Here is a 21,963-nt window from a genome sequence, read left to right as displayed (position 1 = left end):
GCCGGCTAGATCGTCCAGAGAAACTCGCCGGTTTCGCTGTGCCCTTTAAATCGGATCGTGCCCTTGTTTCCCTTTGCCGACAAATGGAAAGAAGGTGGCTTGGAAGTGTCGCCGGGATTGACGTACTCAACTTCGATCCACTGTGCGTCGTAGTCAAAGCGCGTCACTTTTAGATCCGGCGATCTCACCCAAGGAATTTCTTTCATCTCGTCGAAGATGATCTGCATGCCTGTAATGACCGGACGATCATCATGGCCTACTTCAAACGTCAGGCTGTAGTGCTTGCTTGAAAACCAGACGGATGTCGTCGCAGCTGCAGGCTTCGCAATGCTGAGCAGCATTGCCATCAAAAGCCAGCTGAGCAAGGTGGCGCGGCTTAGAAAATTCAGCATTTCTGGTCCCCTTCCATGAGTGAGATTCAAGATTAATTGGCTCGGGGAAATGCGAATTGGATTTGGATCTCACAAAACATACTTCTCTACAAGCTCACCGCCGCTCGCGATCCAACCAGCAAGCTAGGCCTTGTGCATTGAGTTCGATGTCCATCGCCAGTGCCTGCTCGACCTGCGCATCGTCCAGCGGGACCTGCGCCTCGTGCGCACGTTGCAGGTAGAGCGCAGTCAACGCCTTGAGCAGCCTGGCGTGGCGATCAGGTTCGCCATCGGCGTCGCGGCCGAGTTTTTCCATCGCGTTGATCTGCACGTACAGATCCCGGGCGAGCTTTTCGACATCGGCATAGGACTGGCCGACGCGGTCGTAATGGGTCAGGTACATGCCGAGTGGCTCGTAAGCCAGCATGCGGGCGATGGAATGCTTCAGCGCGTCCGGCTCGAACTGCACCGGCGAGCTGGTCGGCAGGATGAAGGCGCCCTGCGCGCTGTCCAGTTCGCGGTACGACAAGCCGAAGGTGTCGCCGGTGAACCAGCAGCGGCTCAACGCATCCCACACGCAATAGTGATGGCGCGCGTGGCCCGGCGTATCGATGCACAGCAGCGGGCGACCGGCCAGGTCGACGACGTGTTCATCCTGCGCGATTACCACCCGCTCGGCCGGCACCGGCACGACCGTGCCGTAACTGCGTGCGATTTCCTCGGCGCCATAGACCGCCGTGGCACCGGCGATCAGCCGCGAAGGATCGATCAGGTGCGGTGCCGCGCGCGGATGCGCGACCAGCATCGCGTTGGGCAATTGCTGCATCAGCATGCCGGCGCCACCGGCATGATCCAGGTGCGCATGTGTGGGCATCACCCAGTCGATCTCGGCCGGCGTCAGTCCTGCGTCCTGCACGGCCTGCATCAGCAGCGGCATCGAATGGCTGGTACCGCAATCGATGAACGCACCGCGGCCGTTTTCCACCACCAGATAGGCCGCGCCGAAATGTTCGCGCTGGAATGCGGTATCGACGGTGTGGATCGTGTGGATCGTGTGGATGCCGTGCTGGCTCATGGCGCGCGTCGGATCGGGGAGATGACTCCCGATTCTAGGCAGCGCGCCATGCGCGCACGATCCACCCTTGGTCGCAGTTGCTTACGCCTGCGCGGCGGCTTCGCGCAGCTGCGCCAGCGCAGCCAGCACCTCGTCCGTTGACACCTGCAGCACGATATCCGTGGTCTGCAGCTGCTCAGAGGTCTCCGCGCTCTTCAACACGGCCACCAGCTGGCCGGCATCGCGCGGCGAGTCGAAACCCCGGCTCTGCACCAGCACGTTGCCCTGCGCATCGGACAGCTTGAAATAGAAGCGCCCGTCGGCTTCGCGGTACTGCTTGAACACCGGCAGTGCTGCCTTGGCCACCGCCTGCACCGCCACCGTCGCGGTGGACGTTAGGTCGCGCAGGCCCACCGCATCGCGCAGTTCGCGCAGGAACGGCGTGGCGTACTTGGCGCGCAGGCGCTGCGCACCGTCGCGCAGGATCGCTTCGATATCGGCAGGCCTGGCGATCAGCGTTTCATAGCGGTCACGCAGCGGTGCGATGTCGCGCTCGATGCGGTCGAACAGCTGCTGTTTGGCATCGCCCCAGCCGATGCCATCGGCATAGGCCTGCGCGAACGCTGCCGTTTCTTCCGGCGTGGCAAAGGCCTGGTAGAGCTGGAACAGTGGCGAGCCTTCGGTGTCCTTGGCCTCGCCCGGCGCACGCGAATCGGTGAGGATCGAGAAGATCAGCTTCTTCAACTCGGCGGGCTTGGCGAACAATGGAATCGTGTTGCCATAGCTCTTGCTCATCTTGCGACCATCCAGCCCAGGCAGCGTGGCCACGTGGTCGTCGATCAGCGCCTCAGGCAGCGTGAAATACTCGCGCCCGTACACATGATTGAAGCGCTGGCCAAAGTCGCGCGCCATCTCGATGTGCTGGATCTGGTCGCGGCCCACCGGCACCTGGTGCGCATTAAAGATCAGGATGTCCGCGGCCATCAGCACCGGGTACATGAAAAGCCCGGCGCTCACCGCCGCATCGTCGTCCTCACCATCGGCGCGGTTCTTGTCCACGGCGGCCTTGTAGGCATGGGCGCGATTGAGGATGCCCTTGCCGGCCACGCAGGTCAGGAACCAGGTCAGCTCCGGGATCTCGGGCACATCGCTCTGCCGGTAGAACCACACCTTGTCCGGCTCCAGACCGGCAGCCAGCCAGGTCGCGGCGATTTCCAGGGTCGAACGCTGGGTTCGCGCCGGATCCTGCGCCTTGATCAGGCTGTGCAGGTCGGCCAGGAAATAGAAGCTCTCGGTGTCAGCGGCGCGGCTGGCGGCGATGGCCGGACGCACCGCGCCCACGAAGTTGCCCAGATGGGGCGTGCCGGAGGTGGTGATGCCGGTCAGGACACGGGTGGTCATGCGCGAAGTCGATAGCGGAAGCAGGTCGCCCAGTTTACCCGCCCGGGTCGCAGCCACCGCGCTGGCGGTATACGTGCCCTCGCAGACCACCGGAATGCCCCACCTGCGCAGCGGGGCCTGTCTGGGCGCAGATGACAACGGGCCCGAAGGCCCGTTGCGCGCATGGAAGAACTGGCGCGATCAGTGATGCCTGTCGAGATCGCGCTGGAACGCGCTGACTTCCTGCTCCGCGCGGTCGCGGTCCCAGCCATAGCGCTCCTGCAGCTTGCCGGCCAGGTATTTGGAATTGCCTTCGGCCACGTCGAAGACGTCGTCGGTCAGATCGCCCCACTTGGCCTGGGCCTTGCCTTTGAGCTGTTTCCAGTTGCCGGCAATGATGTCCTTGTTCATACGTCACCTCATCGGTTGCGGTGGTGTCTTGCTGTTGCGCCACCATCCTGGCCAACGCCACGTTGTGCAGCCATGAGGCATGCGTGCAGGCCACGTTATCCGTTCAGCCCACCGATCGACTTTTGCCAACGACGTGCACGAAAAAGCCGGCTTGCGCCGGCTTCTCGCTGCGATGGGGCCAGGCCCCGCGCCAGGGTTACTTGGTGCCGGTGCCACCGGTCTTGTCGGCGGAATCTTCCATCTTGCTGCCGACCTTCTGGACGTCCTTGCCTGCACCCTTGACGGTATTGCACGCAGCGAGGGAACCAGCAAAGAAAACCGACAACACCAGCAGGGCAATCATGCGCTTCATGGACATTCTCCAGTTTGGCTTCCTGGTTTTCCCCCTCGGAAAACCTTGCCGTGAAGGCTGCCGACGCCGCCGTGGACACTGCGTGAACCTGCTGAACGCCAGTCGGACGGGATTCGAGGATTCCACGGGCGCACACACCATGGTCCGAAACAGCAGACAGGAGAAAAGTGGTGCCGCTTATCCGAATCGAACGGATGACCTACCGCTTACAAGGCGGTTGCTCTACCAGCTGAGCTAAAGCGGCACGGGCCGGCTGCGTGGCCGGGCGAGCATTCTAGCCGCAGTCACGCGACACGGCACGCGCAGCCTGCGCCTGTCGGCGGGCAAGTGCGCCTTCGCCTTCGCCCAGGGTCACGTCCAGCCACCACTGCGTGTCCTGGCCGACCGGCTCTAACTGCGCTTCGAATCCACCGGCGCGCAGTTCGGCCTGGCGGCGTTGTGCTGCCTCGCGGCTGCCATAGCGGCCCAGCGCCACGCCATTCGCCGAGGGGCCGCTGTTGATCAACATCAGGTCGCTGAAGCCGGCTGCGGTGATGCGTTCGGTCATGGCCTGCGCCGCGGCACGGTCGGCCAGGGGTGGCAGGAGGACCGCGTACGCCCTGGCCGGCAATGTCTCGGCTCGTACCCCGGCGCGGCGCGGCGCCGGGCTCAGACGCGCCTGTGCCGCGCGTGCGGCCGACTGGTCGACGAAGGGCCCCAGTGCCACGCACTGCGTACGGGCTGCCACTTCAGGCGCCGGCGGCGTGCTGGATGATGTCGCTGCGACCGTGTCCGGCAGTGCAGCGGGCTGCGCTGATGGCGTCGGTGCCAGGGAAGGTTTCGTCTTGGCCGGCGGCGTCGCGACGGAGGGTGCGGACACAGGGGGTGTCGCCCCCGATGGAGGCGCAGGGTTCACCCGGGCCAGTTCCAGGAGGGCGACATCGCGCGGCTGCTCGGGAACCACTGGCGCGGCCTCGGCGTGCTTCAGCCACCATCCAGCCACTCCCAGATTGAGAAATACCAGCAGGACGATCAGTGCGCGGATCAGCATGGGTTCGATTCTAGTCGGCGGTGACCGGAGCGGCTGACCACACGGCCAGGCCTTCCAACACCAGTCCATCCACGCGTCGCGCCTGGGGCAGCAACGGCAGCAGGGATTCGATGCCGCCACCATGCAACAGCAGGGTCGGCACCACGCCGAGCAGCGTCGCCGCCTGTGCCAGGCTGCGCTCGATCAATGCCACGGCGGCCCCATCGCAACCCGATGCCAGGGCGTCGGGCGTCTCTCGCGCGAATTCGTCGAACACCCCACCTTCGGCCGGCAGCTGCACGGCGGCTCGATGCAGGGATTGCCGCATCAGCTGTGGCGAGGGTGCGATGCGTCCGCCCAGATGACGCCCATCCGCCGCGACTACGTCGATGGTCAGCGCCGTACCGACCCCGGCCACCAGCCACGGCCCCGGGCCACGGGTGCGTGCGCCCAGCATCGCCAGGAACCGGTCCACGCCAAGTTTCCCCGGCGTTGCGTACGCCACCTGAAGGCCGGCCAGCGATGCCTGGGTACGCGCCAGCGAGACGATCCGGAAACGTGCCTGCAGGACCTCCAGCACCGCCGCAGTCAGCGCCGGCGAGGCGACGCTGGCCAGGCAGGCAGACAGGCCGTCAGGCGGAAGCTGTCCGGCCAGTCCCTGGATCAGGTCGCCCTGCCCATGGCCAATGGCCAGCACCTGGCCGGGCCTGCCGTCGGGCTGCACGCGCGCGCACTTCAGCCGGGTGTTGCCCAGGTCGAACAGCCAGCGCTCGGGCAGCCCGTCGGCCATGCTCAAACCGCCCGCACGCTGACTTCACCGGCATGGAAATCGCGCAGGCCCTGCGGCGTGCGCAGGCGCAAGGCGCCGTCGTCGGCGATGCCTTCGGCCGTTCCGAAGACGTCGCCGCTGTCCAGCCGCACCACCACACGCTGACCATGCAGCGCATCCAGCGCGGCATAGCGGGGCCGGAACGGTGCCAGGCCTTCGGCATCGAACAACGCCAGCGCCGGCAGCAGTCGTCCCAACACCGCCTGCGCCACGGCGTTGCGCGACACCGGCTCCGGCAACGCCTGGGCCAGGTCCAGCCAGGGCTGGTCGATCAACTCGGCTTGCGCGGCCGGCATGCGCACGTTGAGGCCCACGCCGATCACCGCGCGCACCGGACCACCCGCTTCGCCGCCGCCCTCGACCAGCAGGCCACCGAGCTTGCGGCCATCGATCACCAGGTCGTTGGGCCACTTCAGCCCGAGCTGGGACAGACCCAGCTCGCGCAGGCCTTCAGCGACGGCGACCCCGGCCACCAGACTCAAGCCCCCCAATCGCACCAGCCCGCCGCTGAAACGGCGCGCCAGTGACAGGTAGATATGCGCAGCCAGCGGCGAGGTCCAGGAACGGCCACGACGGCCGCGGCCGCCGGTCTGGCGCTCGGCCAGCAGCACCGCACAGCCGGCGGCCGGCGTGTCGCGCCGCAGCAGTTCGGAATTGGTGGAGTCCACGGTCCAGGCCACCTCCAGCGAGGCGATTTCGGCCTGCGCCAACGCTGGCAACCCGCCCAACAGCGCGTCGGCCTCCAACAGGTCCAAGGGCTGCTCCAGCGCATAGCCATGGCCGGCGCTGCCGGCAATCGCCACGCCGGCTTCGCGCAGGGCCTGCACCCGCTTCCAGATGGCGGTGCGGGTCAGGCCGGTTTCCTGGGCCAGCAGATCGCCAGACACCGGGCCCTGGGCCAGGCGCAGCAATAGCTGGCGTTCGCGCTGCGCAGGCGCTGAAAGCTGAACAGGAGAGGCATTCATCCGGGCCATTATGCGATACCCGCCGCGTAGCCCGAACCACGCTATGATGCGGGTCCGCTGCTGTGTGCCCGCCCCGGAGTCTTCCGATGCTTCGCGCCTGCCTTGCTGTTGTGTTGTTGACCTGTGCCGTTTCGCCCGTGCTCGCGCAGAACGGGCGCGGCGACGTGTCCGCGCCTGGCACTGCCGACGCGACGAATCGCACCGCTGGCGCCAGCGCCACCACCGCGCCGGAAAAGCCGGCTGCTTCCAGCGGCTATGTCCGCCCCTCGACCCCGGCAACCAGCCAGGGCGGCGGCGGAGACGAAGACGCGGTGATCCGCATGCGCGTGCCGAAATGGAACAGCTTCCTGCCCGGAATGTTCCGCTGATCCAGCCGTTGCTGCGCTGGCTGCGCGGCTAGCCTTCCCCGATCGACGATGCGACCTGGCTGCAAGCCAGCGAGGCCTTGCCGTGGGTGCGGGGTTTGACCCAGGCGCAGCGCCTGACCCTGCGCGACCTCGCCGCACGCTTCCTCCACTAGAAGACGATCACGCCGCTTGGCGAACTGGTGCTGGACGACGTCGCCCGCGTCCAACTGGCCGCACTGTGCTGTCTGCCGCTGCTGGAGTTCGGCGCTGGCGGCCTGCGCGGCTGGTCGCAGCTGATCGTCTATCCCGAGGCCTTCCGCGTGCACCGCAGTCATGTCGATGCCGCTGGCGTGCTGCACGAATGGGAAGACGAACTGGCCGGTGAAGCCTGGGACAGCGGGCCACTGATCCTGTCCTGGGCCGACGTGCAGGCCGACCTGGACGATCCAGCATCTGGTTTCTGCGTGGCGGTGCACGAGATGGCGCACAAGCTCGATGCACTCAACGGCCTGGCCGATGGCAGCCCGCCACTGCCCAGCGCCTGGCAACGCGCATGGACGCTGGATTTCCAGCGGCATTACGACGCGTTGTGCGCACGCGTGGATGCCGGCCGGCGCACGCGCATCGATGACTATGCCGCCGAGTCACCCGAGGAATTCTTCGCGGTGGTCAGCGAGTACCACTTCTCCGCCCCGCAGGTACTACGCGAGGCCATGCCGGAAGTGGCTGAACATCTGATCAGACTCTACGGTGCGCCGCCGCGACTGTTCTGACGCGCGCACCGCTCACGGTTGGGCGCCGGGCTACAGGCCTGGCGGCAACTGCACTTCGAAACGCTCACCGCCCAGTTCCTGCGAACGGCTGACGACCAGTTCGCCGCGGTAGCCGCGCACCAGGTCCTGGACGATTGCCAGGCCGATCCCGTGGCCCTGCACGCGCTCGTCGCCGCGTACGCCACGCTGCAGCACCTTGGCCACGTCTTCCTCGGCGATCCCAGGGCCGTCGTCGTCCACCGCCAGCAACAGGCCGGCACGGCGATTGCCGACGCTGGTGATCGGCGCGACGGTCAGCAGCACGCGCGAGCCTGCCCACTTGAAGGCGTTTTCCAGCAGGTTGCCCATCAGTTCCTGCAGGTCGCCCGGCTCACCGTGGAACCGCGCTTCCTCATCGATCTCGAATTCGCAGATCACGCCCTTGTTCGCGTACACCTTCTCCAGCCCACGCACGATCACATCGGCGTAGGGCTCGATCGCCACTGGCGCGGAGAACAGTGCATGCCCGGTCGAAGCCGCGCGCGCCAGCTGGTAGGACACCAGGTCGTTCATGCGCTTGAGCTGCACGTCCAGCTCGTCGCGCAAGGCCATCGCATGCACGCCGTCATCCAGCTGCGCGCGCAGCACGGCCAGCGGCGTCTTCAGGCTGTGCGCCAGGTCGGCCAGCGTATTGCGCTGGCGATCCAGGTTCTCGCGCTCGGACTCGATGAAGGCATTGATGCTTTCCGTCAGCGGTTCCAGTTCACGTGGATGGTGCTCGGTCATGCCCTGGGCCTGGCCGCGCTGCACGCGTTTCAATTCGGCGATCACGCGCTGCAGCGGCTTCAGGCTCCAGTTGAGGATCAACCCCTGCAACAGCAACAGCACCACGCCAGCACTGCCCAGGTAGACCCACAGCGCGTGCCGGAAGGTCTGCAGCTGGGAGTTCAGGACCTCGGTATCTTCGAGCACGTAAATCGAATAGGAAAACTCGCTCTGCGGACCACGCGCACCCCAGATGGTGCCAAGCCCGAAGCGATAGACGCTGCCCTTGCTGCCATCGAGCTGGGTCATCTCCAGCGGGCCTTCGAAATCCTTCTGGCCCGGCTTGAGCATCCGGCTGGATGGCAGGTACGGACCTAGCGTGGAGTCAGAGCCCCAGCGCCCGTTGGGCAGCACGATTTCCGCATACAGCCCGCTGCCGGGCTGGGCGAAGCGCGGATCAATCTGGCTGTCGGACGGGGGCAGCAGCTGCCCATCGCGGGCGAAGTCGACCTTGTTCGCATACGAGTACGCATAGCCTTCCAGACGCCGCTCGAGGTTGTCCTCGGCGGTGGTGACGAAGGCACGGTCCAACGCATAGCCGGCCAGCGCCAGGAACGCCAGCAAGCCGATGCTCGCGACCAGCACCTGGCGCGCGCGCAACGAGCGCGGGCGCCATTTGACGATCGGTTCGCGCCCGCCGCCTGCCGTCGCCTGCGCGGGGGACGGGACTTCGGGCATCAGCCCTCGTTGCGCGGAATGGCGAAGCGGTAGCCGCGGCCGCGCACGGTTTCGATGGGCTTGAGCGCGCCATCGGGGTCGAGCTTCTTGCGCAGGCGGCCGATGAAGACCTCCAGCACGTTGGAGTCACGGTCGAAATCCTGCTGGTAGATGTGCTCGGTCAGGTCGGCCTTCGAGACCAGCTCGCCGGCATGCATCATCAGGTATTCCAGCACCTTGTACTCGTAACTGGTCAGGTCGACGTTGCCGCCGTTGACGCTGACGGTCTGGGCCGCCAGGTCCAGCGCGACCGGACCGCACTCCAGGGTCGGCTTGGACCAGCCGGCGGCGCGGCGCAGCAGCGCGTTGACGCGGGCCAGCAGCTCTTCGACGTGGAACGGCTTGACCAGGTAATCGTCGGCACCCTGCTTGAGGCCTTCGACCTTGTCCTGCCAGCTCGAACGCGCGGTCAGGATCAGCACGGGAAATTTCTTGCCTTCGTCGCGCAGGGCCTTGATCAGCTCCATGCCCGACATCTTGGGCAGGCCCAGGTCAATGATGCCCACGTCGAACGGGACTTCGCGGCCCATGTACAGGCCTTCCTCGCCATCCTGGGCGGCGTCGACGGCAAAGCCTTCGCGCTTCAGGCGCGCGGCAAGGGTCTCACGCAGGGGGGCTTCGTCTTCGACCAGCAGAATGCGCATGGGTTCTCCTAAAAATTTGACTTGATGGAATGCGGCGGATGAACCAGGCGCCGTTCCATTCAGATTACGGTCTTGAGGGGTTAGGCCCGCGTGGACGCTGCGAACTCATGTCATTCCGTTCAGTTCCAGCGTCGCGGCGCTGACGGCTCTGGCTGGCCGGATCGTCGTCCATATAACGGACACGCCCGCTCTCATCCATCACTTTGACCCGCATGATGTCGCGACCATCAAACTGAACGCGCTCGGCGCCCAACACCCGCCCGCCACTCTCGGCCTGCGCACGACGGACCGCATCGGCCGCCATGTTGCGCGACCCGGCACCGTCATCAGCGAATCCCCCTCGCGCGGCCTGTCCACCCCCGGACGACGGTGGACCTCCCGACGCCTGCGCCCACGCCGCACCCGCGACGCAGCAGGCGATCGCAAGGGTCAGGCGGTGGTAGAGAAAGCGCGACTGAGTCATAACGGAATCGTAACGGAACTTTCCATGCAGGGATGAACCGCGACCGACATCCGACGAGAAGGGACGGCCAGTCTTGGCGCGATGCAGTGAATCCGCTCTGAACTTTCTGAACGGGCCGATGGCCCGATTCAGGCCGATGAATCCTCAGAAAATCTCGCCCACACAACATCTTAGTGAGCCACCTGCGGCTTCGATGGCGGACATCGGCACGCTGCGCAGCCCCAGCCCAGCCTGGGCCAGCCCTCGACGACTGGCAGGCGAAAGCCCGGCGGCAGCGCCCTGGCTCATCCAGACCGAGTCTGCCGTCAGGCTGATCGCGTTCCCGGCAAAGGCCAGTTTTTCGGCCGCCGACAGGACCACCACGTGCGGGCCATACAGCGCAGCCAGCACATCGAGCATCGCCCGTGGCGTCGCCAGTCCGTCCGGACTGACCAGCGCTGCGCGGCCAGCCAGCAGCGCCAACACCACATTGGTGTGGTATTCGCCGGGCGCCAGATCGAAGACCAGCGTGGCGCGCAGGCCGAAGGCGGCGTGCATCAGCGCCGCGCCTTGCGCATCGCAGCGCTCGGACAGGCCGCAGAAGCCGATCCCGCGCGCCCGGTCGATCACCAGCGCGCCGGTCAGCTCGCAGACGTGTGGCTGGGTGGCCAGGTCGGTTTCGGCATAGCCCAGCACGTCGGTGAAGAAACCGCGGATATCGGCGCGTTGCGCTTCGCGCTGGCGTACCGGATGACGCATCCGGCCGACGATCACCCGCCCCGGCGCGGTGGCGAACACGTTGTTGGGAAACAGCGCGTCGGGCGTGGCGGCATCACCGGCGAACGCGACCACCGGCAGCTGCGCCGACAACGCCTGGTGCAACTGCCGGTGTTCGGCGAGTGCTGCTGCAGCATCGAAGCCGGCCTGCGCCATGTAGACATTGTCGCGTGCCGATTCGTCGGCACGGGCAAAGCCGTCGGGCGAAACCAGGAACACCCCGCGCGCCGTCGCCGGGCCCGCATCGGGCGCCAGGGTGCGGACCAGGGCCAGGAAGGCATCGGGATCGCGGGTGATCAAGGCAGGCTTCCTGCAGGTCAGGCTGCGTTGGCCTGCGCGGCGTTGGTCGCAGCCAACGCCTGTTCGACCAGTGACCAGTCCGCACCCGGACGATGTGCGCCTTCACTGAGGATCTGGCGGAACTGGCGGCCACCGGGCTGCCCCGCGAACAGGCCCAGCACGTGACGGGTGATGTGCTTGAGCGCCGCGCCGCGCGCCAGCGCCGCTTCGACATAAGGCTGCAGCGCGCGCAGCAGTTCCTCGCGTGAGCGCACTGCGGTGCCGGCCAGCTGCGCGTCGGCACAATGCAGGAAATACGGGTCGTGGTAGGCGCTGCGGCCCAGCATCACCGCATCGACCTGGCCCAGGTGTGTCTGGATCGCCTCCAGCGTGGTGACGCCGCCGTTGAGCGAAATATTGAGCTGCGGACGCTCGCGCTTGAGCTGGTAAGCCCATTCGTAACGCAGCGGCGGGATCTCGCGGTTTTCCTTCGGCGACAGGCCATCGAGCCAGGCCTTGCGCGCATGCACTACGAAGGTGTCGCAACCGGTCGCGGCAATCGTGTCGATGAAGCCGGCGAAATGGCCGTAATCCTCCAGTTCGTCCACCCCCAGGCGGCACTTCACCGTGACCGGAATCTTCACCGCATCGCGCATCGCGGCGATGCATTCGGCCACCAGCGACGGCTCTTTCATCAGGCAGGCGCCAAAGCGCCCGGCCTGCACCCGGTCCGATGGGCAGCCGACGTTGAGGTTGACCTCGTCATAGCCGTAGTCCTCGCCCACGCGCGACGCCGCAGCAAGCCGATCCGGCTCGCTACCACCCAGCTGCAGCGCAACCGGATGTTCCATTGCATCGAAACCCAGCAGGCGCTCGCGATCGCCCTGCAACACCGCATTGGCGTGGACCATTTCGGTATAGAGCAGCGCATTGGGCGCCAGCACGCGATGGAACGCCCGGCAGTGCCGGTCGGTCCAGTCCATCATCGGTGCGACTTGAATCAAGGGGTTCATCGGCAGGCACGGGCGTGGCGCGTCGTGGGGACGGCCGCAGCGGGGATCGGGGAGGCCGCCATTATGCCAGCGCGCCGGAGCGTCTCTTGCGGCTGGCATCCCCGCATGTGACCGGCCTGCTTGCGCAGGCCGGCATCAGGTCCTATACCGGCTGCTGGGCGCCGGTCTGCCGTCGGCGCAGGACATCGCATGGATCGCACGTCAAAAGCATCCCGCCCTACCCAGATGGCGGCGGACCTCAAGGCCACCGAGGCCGAACTGCTGAAGTTCTCGCGCGGGATCGACCGGGTGTTGCGACGTCAGTTCGCCACCCGGCAGCTGCGCGCACTCCTGCAACCGATGCGCTCGGCAGCCGAACGCGGGCAGCCGGCCTCGGCCTGGCAGGTGTCATGGTGGACGCTGCTGGTCGCCGCATCGAGCCTGGCCTGGATCTGGCATGTCGGCCTGAAGCAACCCTGGCTGGCCTATGCGCCGATGCTGTTGCCACTGCTGGCCGCGTGGTGGCTGGAAACCTGGCTGCGGCCGCGCCTGTCATTGGCAAGTTACCGCTTCCGGCTGATGCGGCTGGAAAGCACCGATGGCAGCGGCCTGCATCCGGACGCCTATCTGGTGTCACCCTTGCCGGACCCCGCCAGCGGCTTTGGCAAGGTCTACTGGCGCCGCGCGCTGGGCGTTGAAGCAGGCGATCTGGTGGTCTCTGTCAGCGCGCGCGGCGAGCGCGGTGTGGCGATCATCCCGCTGCGTACCGAAGGCCGCCTGCCGGTCAGCGTGTGGGATCGGGAACTGCACCAGGACAACGTGCTGCCGCCGCTGCGTGACGCCACCCGCGCGCTGGCCCACGCTTTCGACGAGGCCTGCGACCGCTATGCCGCCAATGCGGCGGCGCTGGAACGCAGCCGCGTACTGCGCTCGACCCGTCAGGACCGCGCCGCGGTTGATCCGGACACGGCCTGGGCCGGGCTGCACGTGCCGCAGACCACGCGCCTGCGGGTGCAGTCACTGGCCACGCATTTCGCCAGCGGCAGCGCATCAGCCACGCGCGGCCTGCTGCTGTATGGCCCACCCGGCACCGGCAAGACCCGGGTGGCGCGCGCACTGGCCGACAGCTTGGGCTGTGCGTTCTTTCCGCTGTCGCTGCCGGATCTGAAAGCCGGCCACATCGGCCAGAGTTCCGAACGCGTGCGCGAACTATGGGACCGCGCCCTGGCCGAGCCCCGCGCGGTGATCTTCGTCGACGAATGCGATGGCGTGTTCGCCCGCCGCGACGCGGTCAACACCGATGGTTTCGTCGAGGACATCGTCAACGCGTTCCTGGCACGCTGGGATGGCTTTTCACAGCGTGCCAGCGTGTGGGTGATCGGCGCGACCAACCGGCGCGACCTGCTCGATGCCGCGGTACTGTCGCGCTTCGATGAGCAGGTGGAATTGGGCCTGCCCGATGCACCGGCACGCCTGCAGATCCTGCAGGGCGAACTGCAATCGCTCGGTGCCGCCGGTGCGCTGCCACCTGCAACCGCGCAGTTCACCCAGGGCATGTCCGGGCGCGAATTGTCCAGCCTGGCCCGGCGCCTGCATCGCGAACACACCGGGCCGCTGACCGATGCCGTGCTGGATACCTTCACCAGCCGCACCCGCGCGCAGGGCTCGACCGCCACCGATGCCAGCGCGCGCTGGCCGGCACTGGTGTTGCCCGCCGACACGTTGCAGGCACTGCAGACCACCGCGGGCCTGTTGAAGGAGGCCGAGACCTTCGCCGCGCGAGGCATCAGCGTGCCGCGCGGACTGCTGCTGTACGGACCTCCCGGCACCGGCAAGACCCAGATCGCGCGCACGCTGGCCAACGAGACGGGGCTGCGCTTCATCGCCGCGTCCACGGCGGAACTGAAGCAGGGCTTCGTCGGCCAGAGCGGTCAGAAGGTCCGCGAGCTGTTCGAACGCGCGCGCGAGTCGGCGCCGTCGCTGCTGTTCCTGGACGAACTGGACATCGTCGCCGGCGCACGCGGCGGTGACGGTGACAGCTTCACCGCCGAAATCGTCGGCCAGCTGCTGCAGGAACTGGATGGCTTCGCCGCCCACGCGCAGCACGTGTTCGTGCTGGCCGCGACCAACCGTGCCGACAAGGTCGATGCAGCGGTGCTGTCACGCTTCCCGCGGCGCATGGAGATCCCGCTGCCCGACGCCGATGGCCGCGCACGCCTGCTGCAGGTGCTGCTGCAGGGCAAGCCGCTGGGCTTTGCGCTGGACGATACCGCGCGCGTGCTGGCCCAACACAGCGATGGTGTCAGTGGTCGCGACCTGCGCAGCTGGGTCGAACAGGCCGAACAGCGCGCGGTGATCCGCGCAGTGCAGGCCGGTGACGCCGCTTCGGTACGACTGGAACTGGAAGACTTCCGCACCGCATCGTGATGGCGCGCTCGGCAACCGGCATGGCGGCTTCAGTCGAGCGGCCGTTCCCAGTGCCCGTAACTGCTGCGCAGGAGGTCGCGCAAGGCACGGGTGGGAACAGGCTTGCCCTCACCCGCGACGCGGCTGGCGATGCCTTTCCAGCCATTTTCGGCATCGTGTGCGCGTGCGCGCACCACCACGCGGCATGGCTGGGCCAGCACCTTGCCCAGGGCGCAGGCGAAGTACACATCGCCCGGTGCCCAGCCCGGCTGCTGGCCCAGCGCCACCACGTAGGCGCGCGGTACATCCAGATAGCGCGAAACCTCATCAGCGAACGCATCCGGGTAACGCGGTGCGTAGTCGTTGATATCCTTCAGGCGCGCATCGATCCAGGCATCGCCGGTCTCGACGTCATAAGGCTGCTGCGTGGACAGCGCGCCCACCAGCGGTGCCGTCGCACCAGCCTGTGCCTGCGCCGGTTGCCAGCACGACACCGTGGCCAACAGCAGCAGGCCCACCGATGCGCGCAGCGCGCGGATCATGGGTCCACCACCGCCGCTTCAATCCGCGCCAATGCCGCAGGCAGTTCCGATGCCGCCTCGACCTGCAGCAGGCGCGGCGCGTTCTCGGCCAGGTCGTGTTCTGTCTCGTGCGCCCAGGTCACGTGGTACGGCATGTGGATGCCCCAGCCGCCCAGGCCAACCACCGGCGCGATATCCGAACGCAGCGAGTTGCCGATCATCGCGAAACGCGACGGCGCCACGTCCAGCTCGCGCAACACGCGCTGGTAGGTGGGCGTGTCCTTCTCCGACACCACTTCGATGCGGTGGAACAGGTCGGACAACCCCGACTGCACGATCTTGGCCTCCTGGTGGAACAGGTCGCCCTTGGTGATCAGCACGATGTTGTGATGGGCGGCGATGGCCTCCACGGCCGCGCGGATGCCTTCGATCAATTCAACCGGATGGTCCAGCGTGGCCCGGCCGATGGCGATGATGTCCTGCACGTGGCGGGCGCTGATGCGCTCCTCGGTCAGTTCGATGGCCGACTCGATCATCGACAGCATCATGCCCTTGGCGCCATAGCCGAAGATGCGCAGGTTGCGCCGCTCCACCGCCAGCAGGTGCTCGGCCGTGCGCCGGTCGGACAGGTCGATGTAGTGACCGACGATCTGCTCGAAGGCGGCTTCGGCGGCACGGTAGTAGTCCTCGCTCTTCCACAGCGTGTCGTCGCCGTCGAAACCTACCCAGTCGATCTGCGTCATGGCCGGTCCTGCTTCTTTCGGGCCGACCAGCATACCGGGCACGGGAAGACCGGCCCATCCAAAAAAAAACGGGCGACCCGAAAGCCGCCCGTTTCTGCCCTGGCGCCACCGCGATGCGGCAGCGTCAGACCGACCGATCGATTACGACTTGGCCGGTTCGGCCGGCGGGGTCGAATCAGCCGGAGGCGTGGACTCAGCCGGTGCTTCGATCGACGGCGGGGTCGACTCGGCCGGAGCCGCATCTGCCGGCGGGGTGGCCTCGGCCGGCGGTGCAGCTTCGGCCGGAGCCGATTCGGCCGGCGGCGCGGCTTCTTCTGCCTTGGGACCACAGGCCGACAGCAGCAGCGAGCCGGTCAGGACGACGGCCAGGGCGGCCGGGGCCAACAACGTGTTGCGGATCTTCATCGAATGCTCCTTGTTGCGTGGTGGGCCCTGCAATCAGGCAGGAAGCCCGGACATGGGGTGAACTGCTTGATACGCGGGGTGGTGGCAATACAAGGCACCACAGCCGGCATGCCCTGTCCGCATGAAACGATGTCCTGGGGTCGCGGTCAAGTAAGCCCACCTCCGGGCAGTGCCATCCAGTCCACCGCATCAACTCCGCGCAAGCCGTTACTGGCCCTGCGATTGGCCTGCGCCGCCACCATAGTTCTTGACCACGAAGGCCTTGTATTCCTCCTGGGTCAGCTTGCCGTCGCCATCGCCGTCGGCCTGGCTGAAGATCTGCGACAGGCCGGGATTGGCCGCCGATTCGGCCTTGCTGATGGCGCCGTCCTTGTCGGTGTCCAGGTCGTTCCAACCCTGCTGTCCCTGGCCGCCGGAAGCCGCTGCGGACGACGGGGTCTGCGCGCCCGTCGCGGGTGCAGCGGTTGCGGCATCGGCCTGCTGCGCCTGCTGGGCAAAGGCTGGCGCGGCGAACGCGGCGCCCAATGCGATCATGGCCAACAGCGGCTTGCGATTCATGGTCTTCATCTGTCTTGGGAACTCCTGTGCTTTCCATTCGGGATGATGCGCAATGCAGCGCACGGCCCCACCCTGGCCGGTTCCGCCTGAATGGAAAAGACCCTGGAAAACAGCACCCAACGGCTTGTTAACCCCATGCGCGCAGCGACGCGCTAGGCGTGCCGTTAACGGCACGTGGTGCCAAGGTAAGCCACGCGTTGCCCTGTGATGCGTTGCAGGATTCAGTGCTCGGTATCGACTGCGGTGCCTGGCTTGGCAGCGTCGTCTTCATGCGAACGCGGGCTGAATGCGAGCCGCGCCAGCACCACGCCGACCACCGCACCGATGGCTTCCAGGATCACGCGCGCGCCCAAGCCGTCGGGATCGTGGATTTTCTGCAGCGCGATGCGCGCGTAGACCGGCGACTCCAGCTTGACCATGCCCAGGTAGAACATGTGCCAGAAGTCGATGCCCGCACCGATGGCCACGGCCATCACGCAACTCCAGCCGATGGCGTGGGCGTGATGGAGGTCGGCACGTGCCGCGATCCAATGCCACGCCGTGTACACCAGCAGGCCGACCAACAGGGCGATCGCACCGGCTTCAAGCGCGCCGAGCAGGCCGAAATGCAATGGAAGATTCATGGGGAGCGACGACTCGTGGGAGTGCGCGCGCGAAGACGGCGCAGGTCGCTACTGTAACAACGCCGCCCGGCGCTGCGGCTTCAGGCGTCGTTTTCCGCGCGGGCGATGAGCTGGGCATCGCCGTCTTCCTCCACGATCAGCGTCATGCTGATCGGGCGACAGCAGACCTGGCAGTCCTCGATGTATTGCTGGTCGCCCGCCGACACGTCCACGGCGATGTCCAGCGGCTCGCCGCAGTACGGGCAATGGATGGTCTGGAATGCGAGCATCGGCGCAGCCTGGCGGACCCGCTGTGAGGAAACGGTCAGGCGCGACCGGGCAGCGCCGGACGCAGCGCGCGCATGCGCAGCCACAAGCCACCAACGTGGACCAGCGAATACACCACCAGCGCCGCGGCAATCCCCATCGTCAGCGGGCTGGCGTTCTGGCCAGACGTCCCTCCCGTCGAAAAGGCGCCCTGCGACCAACGCCAGATCAGCCGGCCCAGAAGCACCACGCTCAGCGCGCCACCGATCCACGGATTGGGCGTGTACCAGCCGCTGCCATCGGCCCATTCGGTGTGCGTGTGGCGGAGCGAGAGCAGGCCAAGGCCCGCACCGAGCAGTGCACCCAACGCGATCCCCAGGGCGACATGCGGCAGGAAGCATGCCGCCAGCACCAGCATCGCGGTGACCAGGCCCAGGATCGACAAGCGCACGATGGCGCGGGTGGATTTCCACTGCTGCCGGCCGAAACTGCGGCGGATGCGGCGATAGTAGATGAAGGCAAACGCCACCATCGAGAGGTACGGCGTCAAAGGTGCAACAGCATGGGCAGGCATGGCACGGTCCTGATGGGCGGGCGACCCGTGCAGAGTGAAACCCAGGGACGCCGCGTACAAGATGCCAAGTGTCACCTCTTCGCCCTGACATCCCCGGCCAGCCCGCTGCCGGTGTTTGTTGACGAAGCCGTCAGAACTGACATGGCCTGAACAACTTCGCCGCGTACAGCCGCTACAACGCCGGTCTTGCCGCGCACTTCGCCGGCCTCTGCACTGGAGCCTGTCATGCATCCATCCGTCCACGGCCTGCGCGTCCTGTTGCTGCCGGCGTTGCTGGCCATGGCCGCTTGCGGCGGTGCCAAGGCGCCAGCGGTCGCCGGTGTGGAGGCGGCGGATGGCACCGCCCTGCCCTTCACCGTGACCCCGGTGCATGCGTTCAAGGAACCCTGGGCGATGGCGTTCCTGCCCGATGGCCGCCTGCTGGTGACCGAGAAAGCCGGCCATCTACAGCTGTTCGATCTCAAGACCGGCACGGCAACCGAAATCCACGGCGTGCCCCAGGTTGACTACGGCGGCCAGGGCGGTTTTGGCGATGTCGTGCTGCACCCGGACTTCGCCAACAACCGCGTGCTTTACCTAAGCTATGCCGAGGCCGGCCAAGGCGACACGCGCGGCGCGGCGGTCGCCCGCGCAACCCTGGCGCTGGATGCCGCCGGTGGTGGCACGCTGCAGGATCTCAAGGTGATCTGGCGACAGGTGCCCAAGGTGGAGGGGCGCGGCCATTACGGCCACCGCATGGCCTTCGATCGCACCGGCAAGCTGTGGATCAGTTCCAGCGAACGCCAGAAGTTCGACCCGGCCCAGGACATGGCCAGCAACCTGGGCAAGATCGTGCGACTCAACGACGACGGCAGCGTGCCGGCCGACAATCCGTTCGCCAGCCAGGGCGGCGTGGCCGCGCAGGTCTGGTCGCTGGGCCATCGCAACGTGCTGGGCCTGGCTTTCGATGCGCAGGGGCGGCTGTGGGCGCAGGAAATGGGCCCCAAGGGCGGCGACGAACTCAACCTGGTCGAACGCGGCGCCAACTACGGCTATCCCATCGTTTCCAACGGCGACCATTACGATGGCCGCGACATTCCCGACCACCCCACCCGCCCCGAATTCGCCGCGCCCAAGATCACCTGGAATCCGGTGATCTCGCCAGCCGGCCTGCTGATCTATTCCGGCAGCCAGTTCCCGGACTGGAAAGGCAATGCCTTCATCGGCGGGCTGTCCTCGCACAGCCTGGTGCGGATCACATTCGACGGCGGCAACGCCCACGAAGCCGCCCGCTATGACATGGGCCAGCGCATCCGCGAAGTCGAACAAGGCCCGGACGGCGCGCTGTGGCTGCTGGAAGACGGCGAAGATGGAAGCGATGGCCGCCTGCTCAAGCTGACGCCGGCGGCATAGCCGATTCGATCAACGCGTCCCGTCCCGCTCTTCCGTCGGTCGCCCCGCGCACAGCGGGTCGCTATTCCTTGGTGATCTTGTGCCCGCCGAAGCCATTGCGCATCGCCGACAACAGCTTGTCTGCGTAGGAATCCTTTTCGCGAGAACGCAGCCGTTCCAGCAGCGACAGGGTGATCACCGGCGCGGAAACGTTGAGGTCGATGGATTCGGCCACCGTCCAGCGGCCTTCGCCGGAGTCCTCCACGTATGGCGCGATGCCGGCCATGGTTGGATTCTCCTTCAGCGCATCGGTGGTGATGTCCAGCAGCCAGGAACGCACCACGCTGCCGGTCTGCCAGACCTGCGCCACCTGGTGCAGGTCGAGCTTGAAATCGTCCTTGCGCTCCAGGATCGCGAAGCCCTCGGCGTAGGCCTGCATCATTCCGTACTCGATGCCGTTGTGGACCATCTTGGTGAAGTGACCCGCACCGACCGGACCGACATGGCCCCAGCCGGTGGTGGGCGATGGTGCCAGCGTCTCGAACAGCGGCTTGAGGTGGGCCATGGCCGCGTCGGCACCGCCGATCATCATGCTGTAGCCATCGGTCAGGCCCCACACGCCGCCGCTGGTGCCGCAGTCCACGAAGGCGATGCCGGCTTCCTCCAGGCGCGCGGCGCGGCGCACGCTGTCCTTGTAGTAGGAGTTGCCACCGTCGATGACGATGTCGCCGGCCGACAGTAGCGGCAGCAGGGTGTCCAGGGTCTCGTCGACGATTTTGCCCGGCCGGCACCATCAGCCAGACCACGCGCGGCGATGGCAAGGTCGCGACCAGTGCGGCCAGTGACTCGGACGGGGTGATGCCATGGGCCCCGGCCCGCTGGCGCGCCTCGGGGAACGGGTCGAAGCCGCCGACCGTATGACCGCCCTGCACCAATCGCTGGGCCATGTTCGCACCCATGCGTCCCAGTCCCACCATGCCCAGTTCCATGCCCACTCCATCTCATGCCGCGTCATCGCGTGGCGCACATGATCCTCGCTGGAGCGTAAGCAGGTGGTGTGCGTCGCGGGCGACGCGTGGCACGGACCGTACCGCCGGCGGTTACTCCGGCACGCGGGTGATGTAGGCGCCGCTGCCGACGACCTGGAAGGTATCGTTGTCCACGCGCCGGACCGGACTGCCGTCGTCGAGTGCGTAACCATCGCGCGGATGGCCGCTGGCGGCGCTGTCGTGACCGGTGGGAAGAATGCGCACGCGGCGACGCTCGCCGGTGCTGTCCTGTGCGGTGAAGTAGCGGGTTTCCATCGTAAGTCCCTCCAAGGATGCGATGTGACGCGCAGCCTAGGCCCGTGGGCATTAAGACCGCCTGCACGCCGGAGGTGCTGCGCGCTCCAATCCCACCGTCCGCCTCGCTGCGCAGGCCGGAACCGACCGAGCAGGACATCCGGGACGTCCATGTTCACGCCGCTGCAAAAAGACAGGCCGACCCTCGCGGATCGGCCTGTTTCATGCGCGCCCGGTGCTGGAATCAGGGCGTGGTGCTGGTGCCCGCCTCGGTCTTGGGCTTGGCATCGCTTGCCGGGGCTGACGGCACCACCGTCCCGGCGGCCGGGGTTTCGACCGGCATCGGGACGGTTTCGCCCACCGGCTGCGGCTGCAGCGGTTCCGGCGCCGGCGGCGGGACTTCTTCAACCGGCTTGGACGCCGGGGGTGGGGGCTTCTTCACCGGCGGCGGCAGGTAGCGCTCGACCAGCTTGAAGAACGAGCGGTAGAAGTTGGGATCCTGCACGGTCAGGCTGGCCACGCGCACCAGCGAATCATCGGTGCTGCCGAAGGGCAGCGACAGCGAGCCAAGCGCGGTCCCGACGCTAGCCGAGGTGTTGGACTTGCGCAGGTTGTAGCGATCCTGGGTGGCGCTGGCGAACACCCAGGCGTCGCCGGAGGTCTGCCCCACGCAGGACACGCGGATGGCGACCTGTTCGTGCACTTCCGGTTCGGGCTGGAAATTCTTGTTGGCTTCCACCATCGACGCATCCGAACGGCTGACCACGTAGCCCTGGCTCAGCAGCGCGCGGCGCGAGGCTTCGCAGACCTGGTCGGCGCCGCGGTCGAAAGTGCGCGAGTAGGTGCCATCCGAGTCGAATGTCTCCGCCGCCAGCATCTCGCCCCGCTTGGAAAAGGGCACGTGGCCACAGCCAGAGAGCAGGAAGATGGCGACAGCCAGGGGTGCACAGCGCAACAGGGAAGTTCGCATGGGGACGGGTGGTACCGGAACGGGAACCCCCGAAGCATAACCCCGACCCGCGAAAACGGTTTCATTGGCGTGCACGGTTCGCTCAGTTTTCGTTCTGCCTGACACCGACTTTCGTGT

The 21,963-nt window shown here is 66.8% G+C and carries 24 protein-coding genes, 1 tRNA gene and 2 pseudogenes; 4 read left to right on the top strand and 23 right to left on the bottom strand.

Going from position 1 to position 21,963, the window contains the following annotated elements; translation table 11 throughout:
• Nucleotides 1-5: 5 nt before the first annotated feature.
• The 9 genes from O8I58_RS14695 to birA all read right to left on the bottom strand — a co-directional run bounded on the left by O8I58_RS14695 (nt 6) and on the right by birA (nt 6,380).
• Nucleotides 6-392: a hypothetical protein gene (locus O8I58_RS14695; protein ID WP_298317600.1), complete on the bottom strand. Its 387-nt coding sequence runs from the start codon at nt 390-392 to the stop codon at nt 6-8.
• 94 nt (nt 393-486) lie between these two features.
• Nucleotides 487-1,446, bottom strand: coding sequence for an MBL fold metallo-hydrolase (locus O8I58_RS14690; protein WP_298317597.1), 960 nt, complete (start codon nt 1,444-1,446; stop codon nt 487-489).
• 81 nt (nt 1,447-1,527) lie between these two features.
• Entirely contained in the window at nt 1,528-2,826 is a 1,299-nt protein-coding gene (locus O8I58_RS14685) for a tryptophan--tRNA ligase (protein ID WP_298317594.1), read from the bottom strand.
• Nucleotides 2,827-3,006: 180 nt separating this feature from the next.
• A complete protein-coding gene (locus tag O8I58_RS14680; RefSeq protein ID WP_298317591.1) occupies nt 3,007-3,216 on the bottom strand; it encodes a CsbD family protein in 210 nt (69 codons plus the stop codon).
• Nucleotides 3,217-3,412: 196 nt separating this feature from the next.
• Nucleotides 3,413-3,568, bottom strand: coding sequence for an entericidin A/B family lipoprotein (locus O8I58_RS14675; protein ID WP_298317588.1), 156 nt, complete (start codon nt 3,566-3,568; stop codon nt 3,413-3,415).
• A 168-nt stretch (nt 3,569-3,736) separates the two neighbouring features.
• A tRNA-Thr gene (locus O8I58_RS14670) sits at nt 3,737-3,812 on the bottom strand.
• Nucleotides 3,813-3,842: 30 nt separating this feature from the next.
• Nucleotides 3,843-4,598, bottom strand: a complete 756-nt coding sequence (locus O8I58_RS14665; RefSeq protein WP_298317585.1) for an SPOR domain-containing protein — start codon at nt 4,596-4,598, stop codon at nt 3,843-3,845.
• A 10-nt stretch (nt 4,599-4,608) separates the two neighbouring features.
• The gene (locus tag O8I58_RS14660; RefSeq protein ID WP_298317582.1) at nt 4,609-5,367 is read right to left on the bottom strand and encodes a type III pantothenate kinase; all 759 of its coding nucleotides are present in this window, start codon (nt 5,365-5,367) and stop codon (nt 4,609-4,611) included.
• Between the two features lie 2 nt (nt 5,368-5,369).
• Nucleotides 5,370-6,380, bottom strand: a complete 1,011-nt coding sequence (gene birA, locus O8I58_RS14655) for a bifunctional biotin--[acetyl-CoA-carboxylase] ligase/biotin operon repressor BirA (protein ID WP_298317579.1) — start codon at nt 6,378-6,380, stop codon at nt 5,370-5,372.
• A gap of 77 nt (nt 6,381-6,457) precedes the next feature.
• Between birA and O8I58_RS14650 the strand changes: the two genes are divergently transcribed.
• Together O8I58_RS14650 and O8I58_RS14645 are read left to right on the top strand one after the other, a co-directional pair.
• Nucleotides 6,458-6,739 carry a hypothetical protein gene (locus O8I58_RS14650; protein WP_298317575.1) on the top strand — a complete coding sequence of 94 codons (282 nt, stop codon included), beginning with the start codon at nt 6,458-6,460 and terminating at the stop codon, nt 6,737-6,739.
• 59 nt (nt 6,740-6,798) lie between these two features.
• Nucleotides 6,799-7,491, top strand: a pseudogene (locus O8I58_RS14645) (M90 family metallopeptidase).
• 30 nt (nt 7,492-7,521) lie between these two features.
• On the opposite strand, the gene O8I58_RS14640 reads toward O8I58_RS14645, so the two are convergent.
• The 4 genes from O8I58_RS14640 to dusA all read right to left on the bottom strand — a co-directional run bounded on the left by O8I58_RS14640 (nt 7,522) and on the right by dusA (nt 12,167).
• The gene (locus O8I58_RS14640; RefSeq protein WP_298317554.1) at nt 7,522-8,973 is read right to left on the bottom strand and encodes an ATP-binding protein; all 1,452 of its coding nucleotides are present in this window, start codon (nt 8,971-8,973) and stop codon (nt 7,522-7,524) included.
• A complete protein-coding gene (locus O8I58_RS14635) occupies nt 8,973-9,656 on the bottom strand; it encodes a response regulator transcription factor (RefSeq protein WP_298317552.1) in 684 nt (227 codons plus the stop codon). The genes O8I58_RS14640 and O8I58_RS14635 overlap by 1 nt, the downstream gene beginning before the upstream one ends.
• A gap of 607 nt (nt 9,657-10,263) precedes the next feature.
• The gene (locus tag O8I58_RS14630) at nt 10,264-11,175 is read right to left on the bottom strand and encodes an arginine deiminase-related protein (protein ID WP_298317549.1); all 912 of its coding nucleotides are present in this window, start codon (nt 11,173-11,175) and stop codon (nt 10,264-10,266) included.
• Nucleotides 11,176-11,192: 17 nt separating this feature from the next.
• Nucleotides 11,193-12,167: a tRNA dihydrouridine(20/20a) synthase DusA gene (gene dusA / locus O8I58_RS14625; protein WP_298317547.1), complete on the bottom strand. Its 975-nt coding sequence runs from the start codon at nt 12,165-12,167 to the stop codon at nt 11,193-11,195.
• A 189-nt stretch (nt 12,168-12,356) separates the two neighbouring features.
• On the opposite strand from dusA, the gene O8I58_RS14620 reads away from it, so the two are divergent.
• Nucleotides 12,357-14,573 (top strand): AAA family ATPase, encoded by a 2,217-nt coding sequence (locus O8I58_RS14620; protein ID WP_298317544.1) that lies wholly within the window; start codon nt 12,357-12,359, stop codon nt 14,571-14,573.
• A gap of 29 nt (nt 14,574-14,602) precedes the next feature.
• On the opposite strand, the gene O8I58_RS14615 is transcribed toward O8I58_RS14620, so the two are convergent.
• The 7 genes from O8I58_RS14615 to O8I58_RS14585 all read right to left on the bottom strand — a co-directional run bounded on the left by O8I58_RS14615 (nt 14,603) and on the right by O8I58_RS14585 (nt 18,222).
• Nucleotides 14,603-15,094, bottom strand: a complete 492-nt coding sequence (locus O8I58_RS14615; RefSeq protein ID WP_298317541.1) for a hypothetical protein — start codon at nt 15,092-15,094, stop codon at nt 14,603-14,605.
• On the bottom strand, nt 15,091-15,816 hold the full coding sequence (locus O8I58_RS14610) for an HAD family hydrolase (protein ID WP_298317539.1): 726 nt from the start codon (nt 15,814-15,816) through the stop codon (nt 15,091-15,093). Before O8I58_RS14610 ends, O8I58_RS14615 begins: the two co-directional genes overlap by 4 nt.
• Nucleotides 15,817-15,957: 141 nt before the next feature.
• Nucleotides 15,958-16,221, bottom strand: coding sequence for a hypothetical protein (locus O8I58_RS14605; RefSeq protein ID WP_298317536.1), 264 nt, complete (start codon nt 16,219-16,221; stop codon nt 15,958-15,960).
• Nucleotides 16,222-16,428: 207 nt separating this feature from the next.
• Nucleotides 16,429-16,788: an EF-hand domain-containing protein gene (locus O8I58_RS14600; protein WP_298317535.1), complete on the bottom strand. Its 360-nt coding sequence runs from the start codon at nt 16,786-16,788 to the stop codon at nt 16,429-16,431.
• A gap of 212 nt (nt 16,789-17,000) precedes the next feature.
• Entirely contained in the window at nt 17,001-17,402 is a 402-nt protein-coding gene (locus O8I58_RS14595; protein ID WP_298317532.1) for a hypothetical protein, read from the bottom strand.
• An 80-nt stretch (nt 17,403-17,482) separates the two neighbouring features.
• Entirely contained in the window at nt 17,483-17,671 is a 189-nt protein-coding gene (locus O8I58_RS14590) for a CPXCG motif-containing cysteine-rich protein (RefSeq protein WP_298317530.1), read from the bottom strand.
• A gap of 35 nt (nt 17,672-17,706) precedes the next feature.
• On the bottom strand, nt 17,707-18,222 hold the full coding sequence (locus O8I58_RS14585) for a CcdC protein domain-containing protein (protein ID WP_298317527.1): 516 nt from the start codon (nt 18,220-18,222) through the stop codon (nt 17,707-17,709).
• Nucleotides 18,223-18,447: 225 nt separating this feature from the next.
• On the opposite strand from O8I58_RS14585, the gene O8I58_RS14580 reads away from it, so the two are divergent.
• Nucleotides 18,448-19,614, top strand: coding sequence for a PQQ-dependent sugar dehydrogenase (locus O8I58_RS14580; protein WP_298317525.1), 1,167 nt, complete (start codon nt 18,448-18,450; stop codon nt 19,612-19,614).
• A gap of 61 nt (nt 19,615-19,675) precedes the next feature.
• Here the strand turns inward: O8I58_RS14580 and gnd are convergent.
• The 3 genes and pseudogenes from gnd to O8I58_RS14565 all read right to left on the bottom strand — a co-directional run bounded on the left by gnd (nt 19,676) and on the right by O8I58_RS14565 (nt 21,777).
• Nucleotides 19,676-20,582 (bottom strand): annotated as a pseudogene (gnd, locus tag O8I58_RS14575) (phosphogluconate dehydrogenase (NAD(+)-dependent, decarboxylating)).
• A 111-nt stretch (nt 20,583-20,693) separates the two neighbouring features.
• Nucleotides 20,694-20,897 carry a hypothetical protein gene (locus tag O8I58_RS14570; protein ID WP_298317521.1) on the bottom strand — a complete coding sequence of 68 codons (204 nt, stop codon included), beginning with the start codon at nt 20,895-20,897 and terminating at the stop codon, nt 20,694-20,696.
• Between the two features lie 223 nt (nt 20,898-21,120).
• The gene (locus O8I58_RS14565; RefSeq protein ID WP_298317518.1) at nt 21,121-21,777 is read right to left on the bottom strand and encodes a DUF2242 domain-containing protein; all 657 of its coding nucleotides are present in this window, start codon (nt 21,775-21,777) and stop codon (nt 21,121-21,123) included.
• Nucleotides 21,778-21,963 lie beyond the last annotated feature (186 nt).

It is taken from the genome of Pseudoxanthomonas sp. (genome assembly GCF_027498035.1).
In the GTDB taxonomy this organism is placed as follows: domain Bacteria; phylum Pseudomonadota; class Gammaproteobacteria; order Xanthomonadales; family Xanthomonadaceae; genus Pseudoxanthomonas_A.
The sequence above is the reverse complement of the archived record's forward strand: the minus strand, read 5'-3'. Positions and strand labels throughout refer to the sequence as shown.

Bases quoted from the DNA above. Each gene is read 5' to 3' on its own strand.
- O8I58_RS14695 (WP_298317600.1), bottom strand. From the start codon at position 392: ATGCTGAATTTTCTAAGCCGCGCCACCTTGCTCAGCTGGCTTTTGATG.
- O8I58_RS14690 (WP_298317597.1), bottom strand. From the start codon at position 1,446: ATGAGCCAGCACGGCATCCACACGATCCACACGATCCACACCGTCGAT.
- O8I58_RS14685 (WP_298317594.1), bottom strand. From the start codon at position 2,826: ATGACCACCCGTGTCCTGACCGGCATCACCACCTCCGGCACGCCCCAT.
- O8I58_RS14680 (WP_298317591.1), bottom strand. From the start codon at position 3,216: ATGAACAAGGACATCATTGCCGGCAACTGGAAACAGCTCAAAGGCAAG.
- O8I58_RS14675 (WP_298317588.1), bottom strand. From the start codon at position 3,568: ATGAAGCGCATGATTGCCCTGCTGGTGTTGTCGGTTTTCTTTGCTGGT.
- O8I58_RS14665 (WP_298317585.1), bottom strand. From the start codon at position 4,598: ATGCTGATCCGCGCACTGATCGTCCTGCTGGTATTTCTCAATCTGGGA.
- O8I58_RS14660 (WP_298317582.1), bottom strand. From the start codon at position 5,367: ATGGCCGACGGGCTGCCCGAGCGCTGGCTGTTCGACCTGGGCAACACC.
- birA (WP_298317579.1), bottom strand. From the start codon at position 6,380: ATGGCCCGGATGAATGCCTCTCCTGTTCAGCTTTCAGCGCCTGCGCAG.
- O8I58_RS14650 (WP_298317575.1), top strand. From the start codon at position 6,458: ATGCTTCGCGCCTGCCTTGCTGTTGTGTTGTTGACCTGTGCCGTTTCG.
- O8I58_RS14640 (WP_298317554.1), bottom strand. From the start codon at position 8,973: ATGCCCGAAGTCCCGTCCCCCGCGCAGGCGACGGCAGGCGGCGGGCGC.
- O8I58_RS14635 (WP_298317552.1), bottom strand. From the start codon at position 9,656: ATGCGCATTCTGCTGGTCGAAGACGAAGCCCCCCTGCGTGAGACCCTT.
- dusA (WP_298317547.1), bottom strand. From the start codon at position 12,167: ATGAACCCCTTGATTCAAGTCGCACCGATGATGGACTGGACCGACCGG.
- O8I58_RS14620 (WP_298317544.1), top strand. From the start codon at position 12,357: ATGGATCGCACGTCAAAAGCATCCCGCCCTACCCAGATGGCGGCGGAC.
- O8I58_RS14615 (WP_298317541.1), bottom strand. From the start codon at position 15,094: ATGATCCGCGCGCTGCGCGCATCGGTGGGCCTGCTGCTGTTGGCCACG.
- O8I58_RS14610 (WP_298317539.1), bottom strand. From the start codon at position 15,816: ATGACGCAGATCGACTGGGTAGGTTTCGACGGCGACGACACGCTGTGG.
- O8I58_RS14605 (WP_298317536.1), bottom strand. From the start codon at position 16,221: ATGAAGATCCGCAACACGTTGTTGGCCCCGGCCGCCCTGGCCGTCGTC.
- O8I58_RS14600 (WP_298317535.1), bottom strand. From the start codon at position 16,788: ATGAAGACCATGAATCGCAAGCCGCTGTTGGCCATGATCGCATTGGGC.
- O8I58_RS14595 (WP_298317532.1), bottom strand. From the start codon at position 17,402: ATGAATCTTCCATTGCATTTCGGCCTGCTCGGCGCGCTTGAAGCCGGT.
- O8I58_RS14590 (WP_298317530.1), bottom strand. From the start codon at position 17,671: ATGCTCGCATTCCAGACCATCCATTGCCCGTACTGCGGCGAGCCGCTG.
- O8I58_RS14585 (WP_298317527.1), bottom strand. From the start codon at position 18,222: ATGCCTGCCCATGCTGTTGCACCTTTGACGCCGTACCTCTCGATGGTG.
- O8I58_RS14580 (WP_298317525.1), top strand. From the start codon at position 18,448: ATGCATCCATCCGTCCACGGCCTGCGCGTCCTGTTGCTGCCGGCGTTG.
- O8I58_RS14570 (WP_298317521.1), bottom strand. From the start codon at position 20,897: ATGGAAACCCGCTACTTCACCGCACAGGACAGCACCGGCGAGCGTCGC.